General features: G+C 58.6%; 15 protein-coding genes. 7 read left to right on the top strand and 8 right to left on the bottom strand.

Annotated elements, in window-relative coordinates; translation table 11 throughout:
• Positions 1-559 precede the first annotated feature (559 nt).
• Positions 560-1,258 carry an RluA family pseudouridine synthase gene (locus tag ACGY09_RS10550; protein WP_397571516.1) on the top strand — a complete coding sequence of 233 codons (699 nt, stop codon included), beginning with the start codon at positions 560-562 and terminating at the stop codon, positions 1,256-1,258.
• Between the two features lie 252 nt (positions 1,259-1,510).
• On the opposite strand, the gene ACGY09_RS10545 is transcribed toward ACGY09_RS10550, so the two are convergent.
• Positions 1,511-2,395: an alpha/beta hydrolase gene (locus ACGY09_RS10545; protein ID WP_397571515.1), complete on the bottom strand. Its 885-nt coding sequence runs from the start codon at positions 2,393-2,395 to the stop codon at positions 1,511-1,513.
• A 1-nt stretch (position 2,396) separates the two neighbouring features.
• Between ACGY09_RS10545 and ACGY09_RS10540 the strand changes: the two genes are divergently transcribed.
• The 4 genes from ACGY09_RS10540 to ACGY09_RS10525 all read left to right on the top strand — a co-directional run bounded on the left by ACGY09_RS10540 (position 2,397) and on the right by ACGY09_RS10525 (position 7,250).
• Complete coding sequence (locus ACGY09_RS10540) at positions 2,397-2,612, top strand: hypothetical protein (RefSeq protein ID WP_397571514.1); 216 nt, start codon at positions 2,397-2,399, stop codon at positions 2,610-2,612.
• A 308-nt stretch (positions 2,613-2,920) separates the two neighbouring features.
• Positions 2,921-4,177 carry a PQQ-binding-like beta-propeller repeat protein gene (locus tag ACGY09_RS10535; protein WP_397571513.1) on the top strand — a complete coding sequence of 419 codons (1,257 nt, stop codon included), beginning with the start codon at positions 2,921-2,923 and terminating at the stop codon, positions 4,175-4,177.
• 459 nt (positions 4,178-4,636) lie between these two features.
• On the top strand, positions 4,637-6,100 hold the full coding sequence (locus tag ACGY09_RS10530; RefSeq protein WP_397571512.1) for a DUF1501 domain-containing protein: 1,464 nt from the start codon (positions 4,637-4,639) through the stop codon (positions 6,098-6,100).
• A gap of 85 nt (positions 6,101-6,185) precedes the next feature.
• Positions 6,186-7,250, top strand: coding sequence for a TPM domain-containing protein (locus tag ACGY09_RS10525; protein ID WP_397571511.1), 1,065 nt, complete (start codon positions 6,186-6,188; stop codon positions 7,248-7,250).
• Positions 7,251-7,576: 326 nt separating this feature from the next.
• Here ACGY09_RS10525 and ACGY09_RS10520 read toward each other — a convergent pair whose 3' ends face one another.
• Positions 7,577-8,650, bottom strand: coding sequence for a PfkB family carbohydrate kinase (locus ACGY09_RS10520; protein WP_373650293.1), 1,074 nt, complete (start codon positions 8,648-8,650; stop codon positions 7,577-7,579).
• A 437-nt stretch (positions 8,651-9,087) separates the two neighbouring features.
• Here ACGY09_RS10520 and ACGY09_RS10515 point away from each other — a divergent pair, with 437 nt between their 5' ends.
• Entirely contained in the window at positions 9,088-11,118 is a 2,031-nt protein-coding gene (locus tag ACGY09_RS10515) for an acetylxylan esterase (RefSeq protein WP_397571510.1), read from the top strand.
• A 657-nt stretch (positions 11,119-11,775) separates the two neighbouring features.
• On the opposite strand, the gene rseP is transcribed toward ACGY09_RS10515, so the two are convergent.
• The 6 genes from rseP to ACGY09_RS10485 all read right to left on the bottom strand — a co-directional run bounded on the left by rseP (position 11,776) and on the right by ACGY09_RS10485 (position 19,187).
• Positions 11,776-13,788, bottom strand: a complete 2,013-nt coding sequence (gene rseP, locus ACGY09_RS10510; protein WP_397571509.1) for an RIP metalloprotease RseP — start codon at positions 13,786-13,788, stop codon at positions 11,776-11,778.
• Positions 13,761-14,927 (bottom strand): 1-deoxy-D-xylulose-5-phosphate reductoisomerase, encoded by a 1,167-nt coding sequence (locus tag ACGY09_RS10505; protein ID WP_397571869.1) that lies wholly within the window; start codon positions 14,925-14,927, stop codon positions 13,761-13,763. Before ACGY09_RS10505 ends, rseP begins: the two co-directional genes overlap by 28 nt.
• 402 nt (positions 14,928-15,329) lie before the next feature.
• Positions 15,330-16,415: a Gfo/Idh/MocA family oxidoreductase gene (locus ACGY09_RS10500; RefSeq protein ID WP_397571508.1), complete on the bottom strand. Its 1,086-nt coding sequence runs from the start codon at positions 16,413-16,415 to the stop codon at positions 15,330-15,332.
• A gap of 63 nt (positions 16,416-16,478) precedes the next feature.
• Positions 16,479-17,324, bottom strand: a complete 846-nt coding sequence (gene lpxA / locus ACGY09_RS10495) for an acyl-ACP--UDP-N-acetylglucosamine O-acyltransferase (protein ID WP_397571507.1) — start codon at positions 17,322-17,324, stop codon at positions 16,479-16,481.
• Positions 17,325-17,427: 103 nt separating this feature from the next.
• Entirely contained in the window at positions 17,428-18,306 is an 879-nt protein-coding gene (locus ACGY09_RS10490) for a UDP-3-O-acyl-N-acetylglucosamine deacetylase (RefSeq protein ID WP_397571506.1), read from the bottom strand.
• A 209-nt stretch (positions 18,307-18,515) separates the two neighbouring features.
• Entirely contained in the window at positions 18,516-19,187 is a 672-nt protein-coding gene (locus ACGY09_RS10485; protein WP_373650300.1) for an OmpH family outer membrane protein, read from the bottom strand.
• A 355-nt stretch (positions 19,188-19,542) separates the two neighbouring features.
• On the opposite strand from ACGY09_RS10485, the gene ACGY09_RS10480 reads away from it, so the two are divergent.
• Positions 19,543-21,009 (top strand): sedoheptulokinase, encoded by a 1,467-nt coding sequence (locus ACGY09_RS10480; RefSeq protein WP_373650301.1) that lies wholly within the window; start codon positions 19,543-19,545, stop codon positions 21,007-21,009.
• Positions 21,010-21,017: the final 8 nt, after the last annotated feature.

The raw sequence follows: 21,017 nt of genomic DNA, 5'->3' as shown, positions 1-21,017 counted from the left end.
CTCCATGTCGCGGGAGCAAGATATTCGCCCGCGAACGAACTGGCCGTCCTGATCGAATGGCACGTTCGTGGATCAGGCTCGCTGTTCACTCTTTCTGTTGTACAGACTTTCTATTGTACGGTGACGGGACACGAGGCGAAGCGGGAAAGAGGCGGGATGGTCTGCTTGCGGATGGCTTTTCCTGTAAACGGGAATTACCGGGTCGGTGATTTCTCGAGAAGGGAGGGAGCTTTCTCTTGCTTGGGAGCAGAACATGACTCGGGGTGGCATTGCGGATTCTGTACGAGACATGCGGCGAGACGCCTTCGGCATCCCACGGCCCCGTCCAATGGCCCCTTCCGACACGGCAGAGTGAACTGGCGGTCGATAAGCGGCAGGATGCCGCTTATACGGCGGTGGATGCCGTTTGCTGGCGTTGATCGACGGGACGGGGTTCAGAGCCTATTCTAGTCAGTGCCGTACGGAGGTGTCGCTTGGAAGAGCGGTTTGGCGCTGAGAATCGAGCCTCGCGTGACGCCCTGACCAATCCCCTAGAGGTTTTCTCTGTGCAGAGACAAACGTGTTTCTGTACTCCATTCACCGAGTCGACGCCGTGATCCCAGCTCCTGTTGTGCTCTTCGAAGATAATCATTGCCTGGCGCTGCTGAAGCCGGCCGGACTGCTGACGATGGGGGACCAGACGGGGGATCCGACGCTGGTCGACGTCGCGCGGGAGTATCTGCGTGAGAAATACCAGAAACCGGGAAATGTCTTCGTTGGGGTCGTGCATCGACTGGATCGACCGGTTTCGGGAGTAATCCTGTTTGCCCGGACGTCGAAAGGGGCCAGCCGTCTCTCGGAACAGTTTCGCGTTCACAGCATCGAAAAGACGTATCTCGCCGTCGTCGAAGGCCGGGTGACTCAGCCGCGCGGTGAGCTATGCGATGTGCTGGTCAAGAACCGCCACACGAACGTCGTCAATGTGGCGCATCGAGGTGAAGCGGGGCAGGAGTGCGTGCTGGGGTATGAGCGTCTGGACCGCTTCGGACGGTTCACGTTGCTTGAGATTCGGCCGGTGACGGGACGGAGTCATCAGATCCGGGTGCAGCTCGCTCACCAGGGCTGGCCGATTGTCGGGGACCGCAAGTACGGGTCACAAACGCCAGTCCCCGGTTTCATCGCGCTGCACTCATCCTCGCTGACGTTCCGTCATCCCACGACGAAGGAGCCGATCACGGTGGAGACTCCACAGCCGGAGTACTGGGACAGTTTGCTCTGACGGGTCTTTTGATGGGGTTGAAGGGGAGGGCTTTTCCGGGGTGGTCCCGCGGGGCACTGCTTCGGAGCGGATTTTCGAGGCAGTCGAATGGTGGTGTTCGTCTCTTTGATGGCCGTTGGACGTTTGCGGGACCTTTGGTCATTCGACGCGGGGTTTGTTTGGTTGCTTTCATGAAGCTGGTACCGCGGGGCACTGCTTCGGAGAGGACTCTCGAAGCAGTGGCATAGGGTGAGTCACTTCGTAACACTTGGGCTACGGGGTGATTTTGAGTTCTTTCAGCCACTGCAGGGACTGTTCCTGCCAGGCGTCCCACATGGGGCCCTGATAGCCGTTCAGGCCGTGGCCGCCCGAGGGGAGTTCGAGCAGCTTGCCCGGGACTTTTTGTTTCAGCAGTGCGTTGTAGAAATCGATGCTGTTGTGGATTCCGACCGCCTCGTCGTCTTTGGCGTGGGCGAGGAAGACCGGGGGTGTCTTGGGCGTGATCTGGAGTTCGTTCGAGAAGAGTTGGATGAGTTCCTCGGAGGGATTTTCGCCCAGCAGGTTGGTTTTCGAGCCGCCGTGTGTTTTCTCGTTCATTGTAATCACGGGGTAGATCAGGATCGCGAAATCGGGGCGGCAACTGATCTCTTTCAGGGCCTCATCCCCTTGCGGATCGCTTTCGCTGAAATGTGTGGCGGCGGTGGAGGCGAGGTGTCCCCCTGCCGAGAAACCCATGATGCCGATGCGGGCTGGATCGATTTTCCACTTAGGTGCTTCCAGGCGGACGGTCCGGATGGCTCGCTGCGCATCGTAGAGGGGGACGAACGAACGACCGGCTGGCAGTCGGTATTCCAGCACGATCCCCGTAATTCCGTGACCGTTCAGCCACTGGGCAATGCCATGTCCTTCGGCACCGGTGACCAGTCCCCCATAACCACCTCCCGGACAGATGACGATGGCGGTTCCATTGGGTTCCGGAGCGGGATGGACGGTGATCCAGGTCTCTTTCTCTTCGAACTGGCCGTCCCCGATGGGGGCCTGTCCTTTCCAGAGCTCAATCCGTTCCCCCTGGGGGGCGTCCTGACCGCGAAGTGCGTCTCCTCCGACAATCAGGCTGAGCATCAGGATGAGGCCGGCGTACCGGAGTTTCACTGTCATCGTGTCGTTTCCCCTGTTCGAACCAGAAGCTGCGGGCGGCACGTCCGCCTCGATTGAAGGAAACTTTTACGGTCTGGGAGGAATCTCTTCAAACGAGATGTCCAACTCGGGAGGGGGCGTGATCGGGCGGGGTGTGAATTCGTCCGTCGTGGGTCAGGTCGCCGGGGGCCGGGCCAACGTCTCGCCGGGATGTCGCGGTTCTGCAGCGCGGTTCTGAGGATCGGCCAACGAGGGCGAGCACCAGTGGGGGAGCGCGAGGGTGAGGGCGTTGCCAATCCAATTCGCTCAGCGATATATTCACAGGGGTTGATGCGGCTGGGAACAGGCATGTTCTCGGGACGGATCTTCGCGCCGGGGCCGTCGGCTTTCGAGGGAGGTAACTCCGGCGGAAAAGTGCCGTCGCGGGGGAATCCATGGCAGGCCGAGTGCCTGGGTGGAACAGCTAGTGTCGATCATCCAAGGGGGTATTTCCGGTGATGATCGGCCTTCAAAACGATGACTCACAGAAACGGAAGAAAGTCTCCGATGCGATTAATGACGCTTGTAGGATTGGCTGTGGGGTTGGCGGTGACGATTCCGGCGAATGGCGGAAACTGGCCCAACTGGCGTGGTGCTGGTCAAAACGGGGTCGCCGAAGGCTCAAATTATCCGACTCAATGGAGCGACACAGAGAATATTGCGTGGAAGGTGACGCTACCCGGCCGTGGATCCTCGACGCCGATCGTCTGGGGGGACCAGATTTTCCTGACCTGCGGTGTCGACGGACGGAATGCGATTCTGTCCTACGACCTCAAGGGGAAAGAAGTCTGGCGAATGATGGTCGGTGAAGAAAAGCCGGGCAAACATAAGAAGGCCTCGGGTAGTAACTCGTCCTGTGTCACGGACGGAACCTACCTGTACGGCTACTTTAAAAGTGGTGATCTGGTCTGTGCTGACTTGAAGGGCAAAGAGAAGTGGATCGTCAATCTGCAGGACAAATTCGGTAAGGACACGTTGTGGTGGGACCTGGGAACTTCGCCCGTCCTGACAAAAGATTGTTGCGTTGTGGCCGTCATGCAGACCGGCGGATCGTATGTGGTTGCTTTCGACAAGAAGACAGGGGATGTCAAATGGAAGATCGATCGCAACCTGCCAGCTCCTGAAGAAGCGAACCAGAGCTATACAACTCCGCTGGTGATAAATGACAACGGCGTGGAGACACTGGTCATCTGCGGTGCAGACCACGTGACGGCCTACGTGGCGAGTTCGGGTGAGGAAATCTGGCGGGTGGGTGGATTGAACCCCAAGCAGAACGGTTATTTTCGTTCCATCGCGTCTCCAGCCTTTCTGGATGGAATCGTGATTGCTCCTTATGCACGAGGCGAATCCGTGACCGCCATCAAGCTGGGGGGAAAAGGCGACGTCACAAAAACTCACGTGGTCTGGAAGAAAGAAGGAGAAGGTTCCGACGTTCCGACGCCTGCCGTGTCTCGGGGACGGGCCTACATCCTGGGAGACAAGGGAGTGCTGCACTGCGTCGATGTCGCGACCGGAGAGAAAATCTGGTCAGGCCAGACCGAACGCCATCGCACGGGGTTTTCTTCATCTCCGGTCATCGCCGGTGATAAAATTTATATCACGCGCGAAGACGGCAAGACGTTTGTTCTACAGAATGGGGACGAGTTCAAAATCGTGGCTGAGAATGAGCTGAACGAGACCCAGACCGTCGCCTCGCTCGTCCCTGTGAATGGGCGGATTCTGATTCGAACTGACGAAGAGCTGTACTGCGTCGGCCATCCCTGACACAGACGTGGTCCGCATGCCACCGCTTCGGAGTCTTCGCAGAAGCAGTGCGTTTTTTTGTGGGTTGAGTGGGGTAGGAGCACTGCATGACCGAGTACGGTCATACAGTGGCATTCAGGAAATCCCTGGCTTGGCAAGTCAGGGCATGGCTGCGAGAACGATTTCGTTTGTATGCCACTGCTTCGGAGTCTTCGCAGAAGCAGTGCGTTTTTTGTGGGTTGAGTGGGGCGGGAGCACTGCATTGACCGAGTACGGTCATACAGTGGCATTCAGGAAATGCTTGGCTCGGCAAGTCAGGGCATGGCTGCGCGAACGATTTCGTTCGTATGCTACTGTGTCGGGGTTTTTTGGCGACGTAGCGGCTGTGGGTTATTAGGTGCGGGCCGGAACACTGTCTGACCGAATAGGGTCGTGCAGTGACATGCTTTTATTCGTGATCAAGCGCGAGAGGATTAATTGATGGACCTGTTTCAGCAATATGCCCGCAACATTACCCGGCGTCACTTCTTTCAGCAGGGATCGAATGCCGTTGGTTGGGCGGCACTCGCGTCCTTGATGGGGCCGCCTGCTCAGCGGCCCGTTCTGGCTGCCGAGTCGGGGCCCGATCTGGCGGGATTACTGCATCACGCCCCGAAGGCTAAGCACGTGATCTATCTGCATATGGTCGGGGGCCCTCCGCAGATGGATCTGTTCGATTACAAACCCGTCATGAACGACTGGTATGACAAGGATCTGCCCGAGTCCATCCGGAACGGCCAGCGTTTGACGACGATGACATCGGGCCAGGCTCGATTTCCGATCGCTCCTTCCAAGTTCAAGTTTGAACAGGCGGGTGAATGCGGCATGTGGGTGACGGAACTGCTGCCGTGGACGAAAAAAGTCGTCGACGACATGTGCTTCATGCGAACGATGAACACAGAAGCGATCAACCACGAACCTGCGATCACGTTCATGCAGACAGGGAACCAGATTACGGGACGCCCCTGTCTGGGGGCGTGGACGTCGTATGGTCTGGGGTCGCTGAACGATGACCTGCCAACCTTTGTCGTGATGGTGGCCAATCCGACGAATACTGAGCAGGTCCAGGCGATTTCTGCCCGGCTCTGGCAATCGGGGTATCTTCCCGGAGAGCATGCAGGGGTTTCGTTCCGCAGCAGTGGAGATCCGATTCTGTATATCAATAACCCCCCTGGCGTTCCCAGCCAGATGCGACGGCGAACACTGGACGGTCTGCGGCAACTCAACGAACAGACGTACGCTCAACTGGCAGACCCCGAGACGCGGACGCGGATTGAACAGTACGAGTTGGCATACCGAATGCAGACCAGTGTCCCGGAGCTGACGAATCTGGCGACAGAATCGGAAGCGACGTTCAATCTCTACGGTGACGAAGCCAAGAAGCCAGGATCCTTTACGAACAATGTGCTGCTCGCTCGGCGACTCGTCGAGCGCGGGGTGCGGTTCGTCCAGATCTACCTCAACAACTGGGATACGCATGCGAATGTGGCCGGGCGCCTTCCGAGCCAGTGTCGGGACGTCGATCAGGCCTGCTATGCGCTGATTCAGGATTTGAAGCAGCGAGGCCTGTTTGACCAGACATTGATCATCTGGGGTGGGGAATTTGGACGGACAATTTATTCGCAAGGGGGCCTGTCGAAAGAAAACTACGGGCGCGACCACCATCCTCGTTGTTTCACGATGTGGATGGCGGGGGGCGGGGCCCGTGGAGGACAGATTTACGGGGAAACAGACGATTTCAGTTACAATATCGTGAAGGATCCTGTCTCGGTTCACGATTTCCACGCGACTGTCCTGCACATGATGGGATTCGATCACGAACGATTCACATACCGATTCCAGGGGCTGGATCAGAAGTTAACGGGGGTAGAGCCAGCCAAAGTGATTCCCGAACTTTTGGCGTGATCCGACGGTAACTCGACTGCGTTGTCCTTGCTGTAGGGGCCACGAGTGGTTGCCCGAAGGACAATTGAAACGAGGAGCCCACAAGATGTTGGGACAACGATCGAATCAGATGACAAAGCGGGGTCTGCTGTTTGGTGTCGTACTGGCGGCGATGACCACACTGGCTTCGGCCGGAGAGGTGGTTGACAAGGCCAAGTTTTTCAGTCCGGAAGCGATTGAGAAAGCCAATCGGGCGATCAGTTCGATCGAAAAGTCGTCCGGGCTGGATATCCAGATCGAGACGTATCCGACGGTTCCTGCGGACAAAGCCCAGGCTCTGGCGCGGATGGACCGCGAAGAAAAACAGGAATTGATTCGCGACTGGACCAAAGAACGGGCCAAGGCACTCAAGCATAACGGTGCGTTGATCCTGATTTGTAAGGATCCGGCACGAATCGAAAGCTGGTTCAGCGGCAGTCTGCGGGATCGGGGTTTCAGCCGATCAGACCGGGACGCGATCACGATGGCGATTGTGAGTGGCTTTAAGTCAAAAAATTACGACGAAGCGCTCACTGCGACGATCGGTAAAATCGGCGCTGTCTACTCCAGCCTGAAAGGTACGGGACTCAGACCAAGTCTGAGACCTTCCGGTTCCACTCCGCCTCCCCCACCGATTCCTCATCGCCAGGGGGGCGAGCGTCGGAATCAGACGACCTGGACGCCAGTCATCTGGGTCGTGGGATTGGTGCTGTTCGGAATCTTTGTGATTTCGATGCTGTCACGGCTGTTCGGAGGGGGAAGTAGCCAGGGGATGGCCGGGCCGGGACAGTATGGACGAGGCCCCGGGTATGGTGGTTATGGCGGCTACGGTGGCGGAGGCGGGTTCCTCAGTGGCTTGGCCGGGGGCCTGTTCGGCGCTGCGGCAGGACACTGGTTGTACGATTCGTTCTCTGGACGTTCCGCACATGCTCAGGAACTGCCTCATTCGCAGTCCGATCCCATGACTTCAGGAGGCTCATTCGGTGACGACAACCGCGCACAGGATGCGGGATGGAGCGACGAAGGGAGCAGCACGGGTGGTGGCTGGTTTGACAGTGGAGATGGTGGCGACTTCGGCAGTGGCGGAGATTTTGGCGACGGAGGTGACTTTGGAAGTGGTGACAGCTTTTAGTCCACGTCAGTGGATGTGAGTGATAACCCGAGACCGCTTCTGTTCGTGAGCGGAGAGTTCACGGCGAGGGGGCTTCGGGAAACGGGGAGGTCCGGCACCTGCGTCTCCTCACCGTTGCGTCTCCTGAGTGATTCTGTTCCGCAGCATCAGCGGATGTGAAGCGGGACCATGAGGCGCAAACGGCAGGGAGAAGTGGCATGCCTCCGGGGTTCGGATCGTTGCATCGGGGCTGGGGCGACGATCGACGGGATGACTGAATGCGACAGGGCGGGAAACCGATTGCCTTCCCGCCCTGTTTGCATTGACACACAGTCGATCCAGATGACTTAGCGCTGGATGCGGGCCGAGCCACCCTTGGCGAAGGATTCGACCTGTTCCAGTGTCGCCATCGTCGTATCGCCGGGGAACGTGGTGAGCAGCGCACCATGGGCCCAGCCGAGCTTGATGGCTTCATCGGGAGACTTACCGCTCAGCAAGCCGTAGATGAATCCCGCGGCGAAGCCGTCGCCACCACCGACGCGGTCGTACACGTCGAGTTCGCAGGTTGGTGCGTTGTAGGTCTTCCCTTCGTACCAGCAGACGGCACTCCAGTCGTGCCGGTTGGTGGTATGGACTTCCCGCAGGGTCGTGGCCACGACCTTGATGTTCGGGAGCTGCTTGGCGACGTCGTCCATCATGGCAACGAAGGCGGCAGGGTCGATTTTCGACTTGGCTTCTACGTCGGGGCCCTTCAGTCCCAGGCCCTTCTGCAGGTCTTCTTCGTTTCCGACCAGAACGTCGACGTTCTCGACAATCCGACGCAGCGTCTGCTGAGCCGTGGCAAGCCCGCCGGAGATCTGCCAGAGCTTGGCGCGGAAGTTCAGGTCGAACGAAACGATGGCGCCTGCGGCTTTGGCGGCCTTCATCCCTTCGATGATCAGGTCAGGTGTGGTCGAAGAGAGAGCCGAGAAGATCCCCCCGCTGTGGAACCAGCGAACGCCACCTGCCATGATCGACTTCCAGTCGAAGTCGCCCGCTTTCAACTGAGCGGCCGCTTCGTTACAGCGGTTGTAGAAGACGACGGGAGCGCGTACGCCCAGTCCCTGATCGCTGTAGACAGTGGCCATGTTAGGGCCGGTCACGCCGTCATGCTCAAAGCGCTTGTAGAACGGCTTAACCCCCATCGCGCGAACTCGCTCAGCGATCAGATCGCCGATGGGGTAGTTCACCATGGCCGAGGCGACACCGGTCTTGAGGCGGAAGCAATCCGACAGGTTGGCGGCGACGTTGAATTCTCCACCACTGACGTGAATACGGCATTCCGAGGCTTTACGGAAAGGGATGATACCGGGGTCAAGTCGGTGCACGAGTGCCCCCAGCGAAAGCAGGTCTAAATCGCCAGTGGGGGAAATCTTGAGCATGTTGTCTCCTGAGCAGTAGAAACGTGTATTGGGATTCGCGACAGACGCCCGCGGCGTCGCACGGGATGTGCGCCGGGAATGATAGTCGCTCGACCGATAAAATTCAGCCAATCCGCAGCGTCGGGTTCCTTCGGTGGCCCCGTGATCTCGCGGCGCGTCCGAACAAAGCATCTGGAGGGCTCGCCAAAGTGCGGCGATCTCTGGCCGATGTATTCGAATGCAGGGGTTGCGGATTCGCGTCTGTGACGGGATTCGATGAAGCTGACCTAAACGGGGTCGGAGATGCGGTATCGAGGTCATTTCTCGTGGCGGTTGCTTTTGAAACGACGCAGGACGTGTGACTTGCGCGAGCGACTTGGTTAGTCTCTTTCTTCAATCGTCATCCACTGCACCGGACTACTGAAACGGGATCACACGAATTGAAGAGCGAAACTGAGATGCACCGTCGCATGCTGATCGTTACGGTCTGTTTGCTGTTACTGAATAGTCGACTGGTCCTGGGACAGGACAATGGGGCCTCATTCCTGTCGTTCATCAAGAATCAGGCCCAGACGCTGCGTGCAGGGGACGTCCCCCCCGCGTCGATGGATGACTGGAAGCAGCGGCGTGCCGCGCTACGGGAGAACCTGCTGAAGGCGTGGGGTGGGTTCCCTGAGACAGACTGTGACCTGTCTCCGCAGGTGCTGGGGACCTTTCAGCGGGAAGGTTACCGCGTCGAGAAGCTGGTCTTTCAGACGCGCCCCGGAGTCTGGATGACGGCCAACGCCTACGTTCCTGATCAACCGGGGAAACGTCCTGCAATTCTGCAAGTTCACGGTCACTGGGCGGGGGCAAAGCAGGATCCGGCAGTTCAGTCACGGTGCATCGGGTCTGTCAAGCTGGGCTATTTTGTGCTTTGTGTGGATGCGTTCGGTTCAGGCGAACGAGCTGTTGGAAAAGCGTTGGGTGAATATCACGGTGAGATGACCGCGGCGACGGTGTTGCCCGTCGGACTGCCTCTTTCCGGACTTCAGGTCTATGAGAATCGACGGGCTGTGGATTACCTGCGGAGCCGGCCCGAAGTGGACCCGGATCGGATCGGCATTACCGGCGCCAGTGGCGGCGGCAACCAGACGATGTACGCCGGGGCGTTTGATGAACGGCTGAAGTGCGTTGTCCCGACCTGTTCGGTGGGGAATTATCAGGCCTATCTGGGGGCGGCTTGCTGCTTCTGTGAGGTGGTACCAGGGGCATTGCGATTCACGGAAGAAGGTGATGTGCTGGGACTCGCCGCGAACCGGGGGCTGATGGTGACCAGTGCGACGAAGGACGCCTTTCAGTTCTCTGTGGATGAGGCACGAAAATCGGTCGCCCGGGCCGAAGCGATCGCGCGCCTGTTCGGTACGTCTACCAAACATACCATCATTGAGTCGCCTCACGATTACAATCAGGAAATGCGGGAAGCGATGTATGGCTGGATGGCGAAGCACCTGAAGGGAGAAGGGGATGGTTCACCCATTCCGGAACCACCCGTGCAACCTGAGCCCCGCGAGATGCTGCTGTGTTACCCCAATGAATCGCGGCCGGACGACTATCTGACGATTCCTCGCTTTGCCGCCACCGAGGCGATTCGCCTGGCGGAACAGCGGCCCGTTCCCGCAGATCGAGCAGAATGGGAGAAGGCTCGGCCCAAGCGAGTGGAAAGTCTGATTCAGGTTCTGGGTGGACAGCCCGAGCGGACGGCTCTTGATCTGGCCGTCGAGCCGGGCAATTCGGATAAGGACCAGAAGCTGGCGTTCAACGTCGAACCGGGTCTACGGACCGTCGCACGCCGCGATCTGCCAGAAAAACCGGGTCGTCTGGCGATCGTGCTGGATCTGGATGGAGGCTTGGAGCGAGCCTGGTCGGGTGATCTGGCGACTCGTCTGCGTGACGGGGGCTGGGCTGTGGTGACTCCTGAGCTGCGAGCCACCGGACAGTTCGCCGATCCTCGGGACAAAATTGGTCACGCACCGGACCACAACACGGCCGAGTGGTCGATATGGATCGGTCGCCCGCTGCTCGGTCAATGGGTCTGGGACGTGCGCCGAACTCTGGATGCCATCGCTGAACGTGACGGTTCCTTGCCGCATGACGTTCTGATTACGGGGCAGGGAACGGCGGGGCTGGTTGCTTTGTGCGCCGCCGCACTGGATCAGCGGATCACGCGAGTGACCGCCGTCGATTCACTGGGCAGCTATGTGACGGATCAGCCCTATCGAGGCTTGCGGATGGGGCTGATGGTGCCGGGCATCCTGCGCGACTTTGGCGACGTGGGAGAGATTGCCGCTCTGGTGGCACCTCGACCGGTTACGATTCAGGGGGGAGTCTCGGGGGGCGGCCAGCCGCTCGATACGGCACGCCTGACCGCAGCCTACAGCAGCACCCGGAAAGTGTTTGAGCTACTGGAAGCACCCAGCGTGCTGCTGCTGCAGGGGGGACGAGACTGATTCGGCCGTTTGCGAAAGTTTGCGAAGTGGTTCAGGGGATTGAGTGATCTCAACCTCTGAACCACTTCCTTTTTCGATTCGCTCTGCTGGGACAGGGCGGAATGATCGGCCCCGCGTGGAAGAACGGCGGGGCTTTTTGCTGGACAGAGAGTGGACCTAAACCGTCAGAAGTGGCTCGATCCTGAGGTGGTAGTGTCATTCGAAGCCTCTGCGGGACCCCGGAACACAATGAGAAGCAGCGGTGCACTCGACGCCCGGAGCACCGTTCCAGCGATCCCGCCCAGGCGGGAAGTGGGAATGCCACTGTATGACCGTCTTCGGGCATGCAGTGCCGTTGCGGGTATCAATCGATGAAAAAACTCTGCTTTACCGTGCCATGCGAAGCAGTGGCTTATGACCCGAAGTAGTCCTCGTGACCACGCCCAATTGACCGCCGTCATGAGCAAGCCTCTGTGCAACGCCGCTGTCCGCTACAGGGACGTGGTTCTTGATTGCCAGGGACCCGGGCGTTGTGTCGGCTCAGAAAAAATCACAGGTCGGGGACAGCAGCTTTCCAATCAGAAATCGCCCTGTTCGAGGCTTGTTCTGATGGGAAAGGAGACTGTCCCCGACCTGTGAAAGAGTGCGAGACTCAGGCGGCGATTATGGCGCCGATCACTATTTCTTGGCGAAGGGGTGGATGAACAGGTCGAGGTACAGGACCAGGGCCATCAGGCAGAGCAGGAAGGCAAAGCCCGCGTAGGTCGCCCCGATCATGACTCGTTCACTTGGCCGTCGGCGTGTGACGGCTTCCCAGATCAGGAAGACCATGTGACCACCATCCAGCACGGGGATCGGCAGGAAGTTCAGCACTGCCAGGTTCACGCTCAGGAATCCCAGGAACAGCAACATGGCGATCCAGCCCTGCTGTGCCACCTGATAGGCGGCGTTGGCAATGCCCAGTGGTCCGTGCAGTTCCTTGTAAGAGACACGGCCCGTCACGAGGCTGCGGAGGGTCAGGTAGATGTTGAGTGCTGAGCTTTTCGTGTGAGCAAACGACATCATGCAGGCCTGGCCCAGGGTGTCGGCTTTCTGGACCAGCTGTTCGGCTTCCAGACCCAGACCGATGATCGGCAGCGGCCATTCGGGATCAGGCTGTGGTTCCAGCTCGATATCTTTCAGCTTGCCGTCTTCCAGAACCGTCAGTGTGACTTTTCGGTCGGGAAGCTGTTGAACCCGCCAGAAGGCAAACGCACAGTTGTTGCGGTTTTTCTTGCCGTCTGCGTCGTCCAGGTTAATGGTGTGGACGGCATCTTTGATTTCGTCCTGGGTCGGTGGAACTGTCTCACGGCGGGTGAGGCTCAGCTTCTTGATCGGTCCCGGTTTCACTCCCAGCTTCTCGGCAGAGCTTCCGGGTTCGACCGAGAGAATCACGGGCAGAATGTGGAAGGCGGCTCCGATCGACGGAATCGACAGAGGTTCCCCTTCCTGAACGGGCTGATCAAGCCAGCCGGGGATGTTGTCGGGTGTCAGCTTCAGGGTGACACTTTCCTGTCCCGCCCCGGTGTTCTGGCGGGTGACAATCACTTCGATCTCCTTGCCAGCTCGCTTGGCGAACTCGACAGGAAGCTTCAGCGGATCGATCTGCGTGCCGATGTTCAGGCCATCGAGCACGGCGAGCTTGTCATTCTTTCGCAGTCCCGCTTTCTCGGCAGGGGATCCCTGTCGCACAGCGGCGATGGGGCCGGAGTCCAGGGTCAGGCCGAGCGTACGGAAGAAATTATCCGTGATCGTGATTGTTTCGGTGGTGGGCTCGGGCAGCGTCTCGCCGTTTTCATCCTTGGCGCGCTGCACGGTCACCGTCAGTGTTGCACCGGCGTTCGCAGCGACTTCTCGATGGAAGTCCACGGATGTCGCAACGGGGGTGTCGTTCACTTTCTGAATACGATCGCCGCGGCGGAACGGCGGAGTGGCCCGTGCAGTCGCATGGCTGGGAGAGATCTGATAGACGGTCAGGCTTTCCATCGGGGTGACGCCGATACGGGGATGATTGCCCGACGCGTCTGGATTGACGGTGACCTGGAATGGGGACCCATCAGCGTGAGTTCCCTCAAGCTTCAGCGGACCGGACGAGAGTGCAACGGCGAGCTGCAGTTCCGGGAAAGTGCTGACGGAACTGTCGTTGATCTTGTTGATGCGATCGCCGGCATCCAGTCCTGCCTCCCATGCGGGCATTCCGGGGCGGACATTGCCAATCTGTGAGGGCGATGTGGGAAAGCCCGTTTTGAAGACAATGACGAAGAACAGCAGCGCGGTCAGGACGTTCATAATCACGCCGGCCGAGATGATCGCCATTCGCTGAAAGACGGACTTGGCGACGTAGGACCGGGGGTCCTGAGCGATTTCTTCGTTGGTAAGCTGACTCGGGTCGGCATCATCCTGACCCAGCATCTTGACGTAACCACCGAACGGGATCAGTGACAGGGCGTATTCGGTTTCGCCCCACTTACGGCTGAAGAGGACGGGGCCGAAGCCGATGCTGAATCGCTCGACAAAGACATTGCACCACTTGGCGACGGCGAAGTGGCCCAATTCATGTAAGAAGATCACCAGACCCAGCCCAATCGCCGCCAGTCCGACGTTGGTCAGGTTGTTAAAGATCTTCAGCAAGTCGACTGCGAGGATTTCCATGCTTGCATCTCCTTTCGAGCCCACTCATCCAGCCGAAGCAGCTCCGACAGGGATGGTTGAGCATCGAAGTTGTGTCCGTTCAGAATATCTCCGCAGGCTTGCGGGATCTCTGTAAATTTCAAGCTGCCATCTAAAAAACGCTGCACGGCAACTTCGTTGCCCGCATTCAATACCGCACCGCAGGTTCCCCCACGGCGAGCGACTTCAAATCCAAGTTGTAAAGCGGGAAACGCTTCGAGATCCGGAGGGAAGAATTCGAGCTGGTACGATTGAGCCCAGTTCATCGAGGGACCGGAAGCCGTCCATCGTTCTGGATAGGTCAATGCGTACTGGATCGGTAGCTTCATGTCAGGTGGTGAGAGCTGTGCGAGAACGCTGCCATCAATGAATTCGACGAACGAATGCACGATCGACTGCGGGTGAATCATTACGCCGATCTGGTCGAATTCAAGATCGAAAAGCCAACGGGCTTCGATCACTTCCAGCGCCTTGTTCATCATGCTGGCCGAGTCGACCGTAATCTTGGGACCCATTTGCCAGGTGGGGTGAGCCAGTGCCCGTTCGATCGTGACATCGCGTTCGAGCCGCTCTTTCGACCAGCCACGAAACGGCCCACCACTGGCGGTCAGTACGATCCGCTTCAGGTCTTTGCGTCGTCCTCCGAGCAGAGCCTGGAAGATGGCGCTATGTTCGCTGTCGACGGGGATCAGGTCTGCACCTGTTCTCGCTGCGAGGTCCATAACGAGCGGGCCCGCGACGACGAGCGTCTCTTTATTGGCGATGGCGACCCGTTTCTTCGCTTCAATCGCGGCCCACGCTCCACGAAGTCCGGCGGCTCCGACGATCCCGCAGACCACGGTGTCCACATCCGGGTGTGCGGAGATCCGTTCCAGAGCATCAGGTCCGAAGAGAACTTCGGTCTCACGCGGGAAGGCGTTGCCACCCATCTGCGCGCGGACCGCAGGGTCAGAAATCACGGCGAACTGAGGCTTGAACTGGTGACACTGCTGTGCCAGAGATTCCCAGCGAGCGTGCGCGGTCAAAGCCGCTACCTGCAGACGGGAACCGTGTGCGGCAATGACATCGAGACAACTGGTGCCAATCGAGCCGGTGGCGCCCAAGACGGCGATCCGGTTCATTTCGGGCAGTTCAAAGGGCACGCATCCCTCGCGGGGTCCTGGTGTTGAGGCACGCTTGCCATAACTCACGCCGTCACGGCTAATTGCGAATTTCCTCGAAGAACCCGCATTCTAGGTCCGGAATTCATTCCCAGCAATAGCGACGTGGGCAGATGCGTGTGGTCCCGCGTGACGTCAGATTCCGAAGTCACGATTGGAAATGAGCGGGCGCGGAGGACTAGTCCAGGGGCGTTAGAATGGCTTTGCCTGACAGCGTTGATGGCGGCCACAAGAAAGCGCCCCCATGGATGCGGCCACAGTGGATGCGGCCACAGTGGCGATGCCGCTGATTGCCGAGGCGCGCTGCGGTGCCTCCGCAAGTGGACGAACCTCTTTACGCAAGGAAGCGGCAGCTCGTGCAGATCAGGCGACGCGGCGAAGCGGTACCGTGGACTGCGGGTACGGCCCCGTCGGTCCCTGCGCGTGTCCATCCCACTGATGTTTAGCGACCTTGTCCAGAATGCGGTCTGCGACAGACATCGCGTCGAGTGCCTGCAGACCGTCGACCAGCGGTTTCTCGCCGGTCACTGCACAATGAACGAACTCACGCAGTTCCTGAGTCAGGGCGTCAGGGCCACCCGCTTCAACAGGCGCTTCTTCGATTTTGATGAACTGGCCGAAGACGTCCTTCTTCAATGCTTCCAGGTCGGCACCGGGTTGAGCTGCTCGTTGCAGCGGTGGCATTCCGTGAGTCAGGGCAAGTCCTGGTGCATAGCGTTTGACGTCCCGCTGATTCAGGTCGACAGTGACGCAACCGGACGCGGACCAGGCGGTCATTGAGCGAGACACCGTCGGGCTGATGCGACTGGCTGTGAGATCGGCGATGCAGCCGTTCTCGAAGTACAGTCGGGCCTGTGCCGCGTCTTCGTTCTGGCCCATCACGCCAATTCCGAACGCTTCACAGCGACTTACAGTACTTTTTACCAGTGAGAGAACGAGGTCAATATCGTGGATCATCAGGTCGTGGACGACGCCGATATCAGTTGAACGGAAGGTGTACGTGCTGGTTCGTTCGCACCGGATGTATTTGGGTGACGAGATCAGTTTCTGAGCAGACTGGAAGGCGGGATTGAATCGTTCGATGTGTCCCACCTGCAGCAGCGTTTCGTTCTGCGTCGCAAGTTCGACGAGTTCCCGTGCGTGCTTGACCGAACCGGCCAGGGGCTTTTCCACGAGGACCGGAATTCCCAGTTCCAGAAAGGCACCGGCTACCTTGCGATGGGCGACGGTGGGAACCACGACAGAAACGGCGTCGACGACATTTCGATCGAGCAGATCGTGGTAGTCGGCGACCCAGCACGTGTGATGCTTGTTGGCGACTTCCTGACCCCGCTGGGCCTGGCTGTCGGCAACGGCGATCAGCTCGACTCCCTCCATCTCACTGAGGATTCGAGCATGATGGCGGCCCAGAGCGCCAACCCCAATCACCGCGACTCGCAATCGTTTCATCGTAAAAACCTGTTTTCCCTGTCGACGCGACAACCTGCTGTGGTGGTTTTCCCGGTCGGCCGATTACGCGGCCTTGGTTTCTTCACTGGCGGAAGGCTTGCCGCGAAGGCTTTCGCGTGCTCGGCCATTCTTGCCTTTGGCGGATTGCTCACAGAAGTTGAGCAATGTCATGAGTTCGATCGGCAGTACCCCGTCGGTCTGTTCCGACAACCGTTCGCGAACTTCTTCCAGCTTGACGTGTTCCCGGAAGATCAGTTTGTAGGCCTGGCGGACCAGGTTGATGGCGTTCTCAGAGATTCCGCGTCGACGCATTCCGACGACGTTGACCGTGACGATTTCCGGCTTGTCGCTGCCGGCAGCCAGCATGAAAGGAGGAATGTCCTGAGGAGCCCGGCAACCGCCGCTGATAAAGCAGCCCGTTCCGAGTGTCGCGAAGTGGTGAACGACCGAGTTGCCCGAGACAATCGCATAATCCTGAACGTGCACGTGTCCACCGAGCAGACTGCCGTTGCACAGGATGACGTTGTTGAAGACGTGGCAGTTGTGGGCGACGTGGGCGTTCGCCATCAGGAAGTTACGATGACCAATCCGGGTCACACCGTCTTCCTTGTCGGCTCCGCGATTGACGGTCACTCCTTCGCGAAACAGGTTGTCGTCGCCGATTTCGACTCGGGTTGGTGAACCGCTGTAGCCGATATCTTGTGGCTCGCCCCCGATGACGGCTCCCGGGTAGAACCGGTTTCGGTCACCGATGATGGTGTGGCCGATCAGCGAGACATGGCTGTCGAGCTTGCAGGCGTTCCCCAGCTTGACGTGGGGACCAATGACGCAGAAGGGGCCGATCTCGACATCGTCGCCGATCTGAGCTTGAGCATCTACTTGCGACAAGGGTGAGATCGTTCGCGGCATGGTGTCGTCCTTGAATTTCGCTTGATCGAGATCACAGTGTTAGTATCGGTGTTTGCCGGGCTGTAGTTCACACAGTTGTCGTGGCGGGCGAGTGCCGAATCTGTCATGCGGCTTTGGAATGGGCCATTTTCGCCGGTTGGCTGACCTGGATCTTCTGGCAGATGGCATGGTTGGTGTTGTGTCCCGAGCGGTAAGCGCGGAAGTGACCATGCACATCGCACCCCATCAGGGCGAAATCTCCGATGCAGTCCAGAATCTTGTGGCGGACGCACTCGTCAGAGCTTCGCAACTGGTTGCCGATGACGCCGTCCGGTCCGAAGATCAGCAGGTCTTTTTCGGTGACGCGTGATCCGTACCCCTTCGACTGCAGCGCCGCCACTTCACTTTGCAGGATGAATGTCCTGGCGAAAGCAATTTCGCTGACGAATGTCTCGGGAGAGAATTCATAGGTCAGCAGTTGGGGCTTGATCGGGGAACGCATTCCGTAGTCGAGTTCGTAGCTGATGACGAGCGTTCGGTGGAAGATGGGGCGAACCGAGATCTCTGATTCGTCTGAAGCGGTTTCGGTTCTGGAGCTGGAATGAACAACCAGCAATGGCTGGCGTGCCGTCTGTTCGACCGTTCCCGCTTCGAGCAACGCTTCGACAAAGGGAAGGCAGGAACCATCGGCGCCCGGGGGTTCAGGAGCATTCAGGCGGACCAGGCAGTTATCAATCTGCAGTCCTGCCAGAGCGGCCATGACATGTTCCACGAGGTCGACAGAGGCTTCACCATTGGAGATGGCCGTCCGTCGCTGGCGGGGAACAAGGTTTTCAAGCCGGGCAGGGATCGGCTTCGTTCCGGCGAGGTCAGTTCGCTGGAATCGAATTCCGTAGTTCTCGTCTGCTGGAAAGAAGGAAACCGTGACATCGGCACCTGAAAGGAAACCGAAGCCCCGATATTCAGCAGGGCGGACGAGAGTTCGTTGGCATCTTGGAGTCATGGGTGTCACCCGGCGCTGCATGTCGTCGCAATCAGATCGCGAAAGTCCGCTCGGGTGAGAACGCATCCCCCGGCAACGAGACGTCCAGCGATGGCAGCGCGTATTTGAGAGTGGCCGCTGGTTTGGAAGTTAAGTACGAACGCACAGAGAATGGAAACCGACCCCGGACTAATCCAGGGTCGGGCGATTTTGCGTCCGTCGGTCGAAGACTAGTTGTTCTTCGATGCACCACCTGGGGTTGCGGTACGAGCAGGAGCCTTGCTTGAGGCTGCGTCTGGATTGAACTTCTTGTTGAGGCTTTCCAGAACGGGGGTGGTGATGTCTTCGTTCGGTCGGTAGAAGACGACCTGGCGGTTCATCCCCTGCAGCAACTGCTGTGGGTTCTCGGTGTCGAGATCTTCGCGGTTGAAGCGAATGATCAGGGTGTAGTTGAAGTGATTGGCGTACTTTTCCACCATGGTGGTCACTTCGTTGTAGACCTGCAGATAGATCTGCGATTCCTTCTTCAGGAATTCGCGTGACATCTGGCGGCGGAAGTTTTCGAATTCGGCAGCCTGCTTGACAGCCTGCTGTTCGACCTTGGAATACTCAGGAGCACCTTCGACGAGACTCTTCATCTTCTGCTGGAGTTCGACGATCCCCTTCTGCATGTCCTTGGCTTTTTCTTCGCTTTCGGCGATTTCCTGCTTCAGGTCTTCACGCAGGCTCTCGAACTTTTTGTAGTTCTTGAAGACGTAGGCCATGTCGATCAGGCCTACTTTATGAGGAAGATTGGTGGCGGCCGCGGCCGGTTCCTTGCTCTGACTCCAGGCGTCTCCCGTCAACGCGAGAACACCAGCGAGCAGGGCGATTGCGGATGCCGAAACGATAACTTTCTTCACGGCTGATGCACTCCTTTGCGTGGCCGAACGGACGAAAATCGGTTGTGTCGTGGTCGCGTCTGCTCGGCGAGCCAAATCCCTTGGCTTTCAACCGGCGGACAGGAAGACAATGGCATTTTGCACAGCTAATAAATCTCGTCAATACGAACTGCTGTCGGGATTCACTTTTAGGACTTCCTTTTATCGAAATTGACCTGTTCTGGCAGGATCTGCCGCTGCAATTCGCTTCAAAACGTCCAAAACGAGCTGACAAAGCGAAAGTTTCTCAAGCTCTCTGGGTGAATCAGACCTGCCAACGGTGTAGATTCTTCCACTCTTCAGCCCGTCCCCAGACCTGAATTCAGGATACCATGCGATGCCCATCGTGATCGGAGTGGATCTCGGTACGACCAAAATCACCAGTATCGCCGTCGACACCCAAACTGGAGTTCTGGTTGCCATCGGATCGGCCGCGAATGACGGTCGCGTCACGGCTACCGCAGACGCTGCACGAGGCCACTCCGAATGGGACGCAAAGCAAATCATCGCAGCCAGTTGCCGCTGCCTGGCGCAGGTTGCTGAACAACTGGGGAACCACGTCGGGGAGGTGATCGGGATCGGCGTCACCGGGCAGCAGCACGGAATGCTGCTGGTTGATTCTCACCTCAACCCGGTCTCTCCTTTGATTAACTGGCAGGACCGTCGAGCCCTCGAAATGTGTCCCGAAGGTGACAAGACCTGGCTGCAATCGGCCCGCGAGGCGATTGGAAACGAGGCCTGGAAACGGACGGGATGCTGGCTGCAACCGGGATTCATGGCAGTCACGCTGTACGAACTGGCGAAGCGTCGAATCGTGCCCGAAGGGGCACGTGCGCTGTTCATCATGGACTACTTTACAGCAGTGCTGACAGGTGCCGACCCCGTCACTGAACCTTCGTGCGCAGGAAGTAGCGGCGTCTTCCATGCCCCGACGAGAAATTGGGACGACCAGGCGATCAAAGCTCTGGGCCTGTCACGCGACTGGTTCCCACCGATCCTGGAAGCCGATCAGCAGGCGGGGACGCTCACCGACGAATATGCGAATAAGACCGGACTTCCCGCCGGAATCCCGATCTTTGCTCCGATTGGTGATCACCAGGCAAGTTTTCTGGGAAGCGTGGCCGATCCCACGAAGACGGTCCTCGTGAATGTCGGGACAGGTGCCCAGGTGGCGATGTTCACAGAGGGACTCGATTTTGTCCCCCCCATTGAGCTGCGTCCGTTTCCTGTCAAGGGAAACCTGTTGTCAAACGTCGGTCTGGCCGGGGGCTGGTCGTACCAGGTACTGGAACAGTTCTTCGGTGACGTTGGCAAGCAGCTCTTTCATGTGCCGTCGACCGAAAAGCTTTACAACGTGATGAACGAGCTGGCTACGGCGATTCCGTCGGGTGCGGACGGTCTGCGGTGTGAACCTCGCTTTTCCGGGACGCGACTTGATCCCACTGTCCGTGGTTCGATCACCGGACTGTCGCCGCAAAACTTCACGGCCGGACATCTGTGTCGCGCGATCCTGGAAGGAATGGGCCGATCCCTGCACGAAGGGTTTCTGGCGATTCAACAGATCAACCGGGCCAAGCCCACGATTCTTGTAGCGGCGGGAAACGGCCTGCGTGAAAATCCCCTGCTGGCCGAAATTGTTTCCCGCGCTTTCGACCTGCCGATGCTCTTCACGCGACATCGCGAAGAAGCTGCGTTCGGTGCCGCGTTAGTGGCCTGTGTCGGAACAGGTCAGTTCGACAGCCTGGAAGCGGCGGCCAATCGATTGATCGTGACATCCCCTGATCCGAAATTTTCCGTCTGCTAGTTGCGCGG

This window comes from Schlesneria sphaerica, from assembly GCF_044336245.1.
Taxonomy (GTDB): Bacteria; Planctomycetota; Planctomycetia; order Planctomycetales; family Planctomycetaceae; genus Schlesneria; species Schlesneria sphaerica.
The sequence above is the reverse complement of the archived record's forward strand: the minus strand, read 5'-3'. Positions and strand labels throughout refer to the sequence as shown.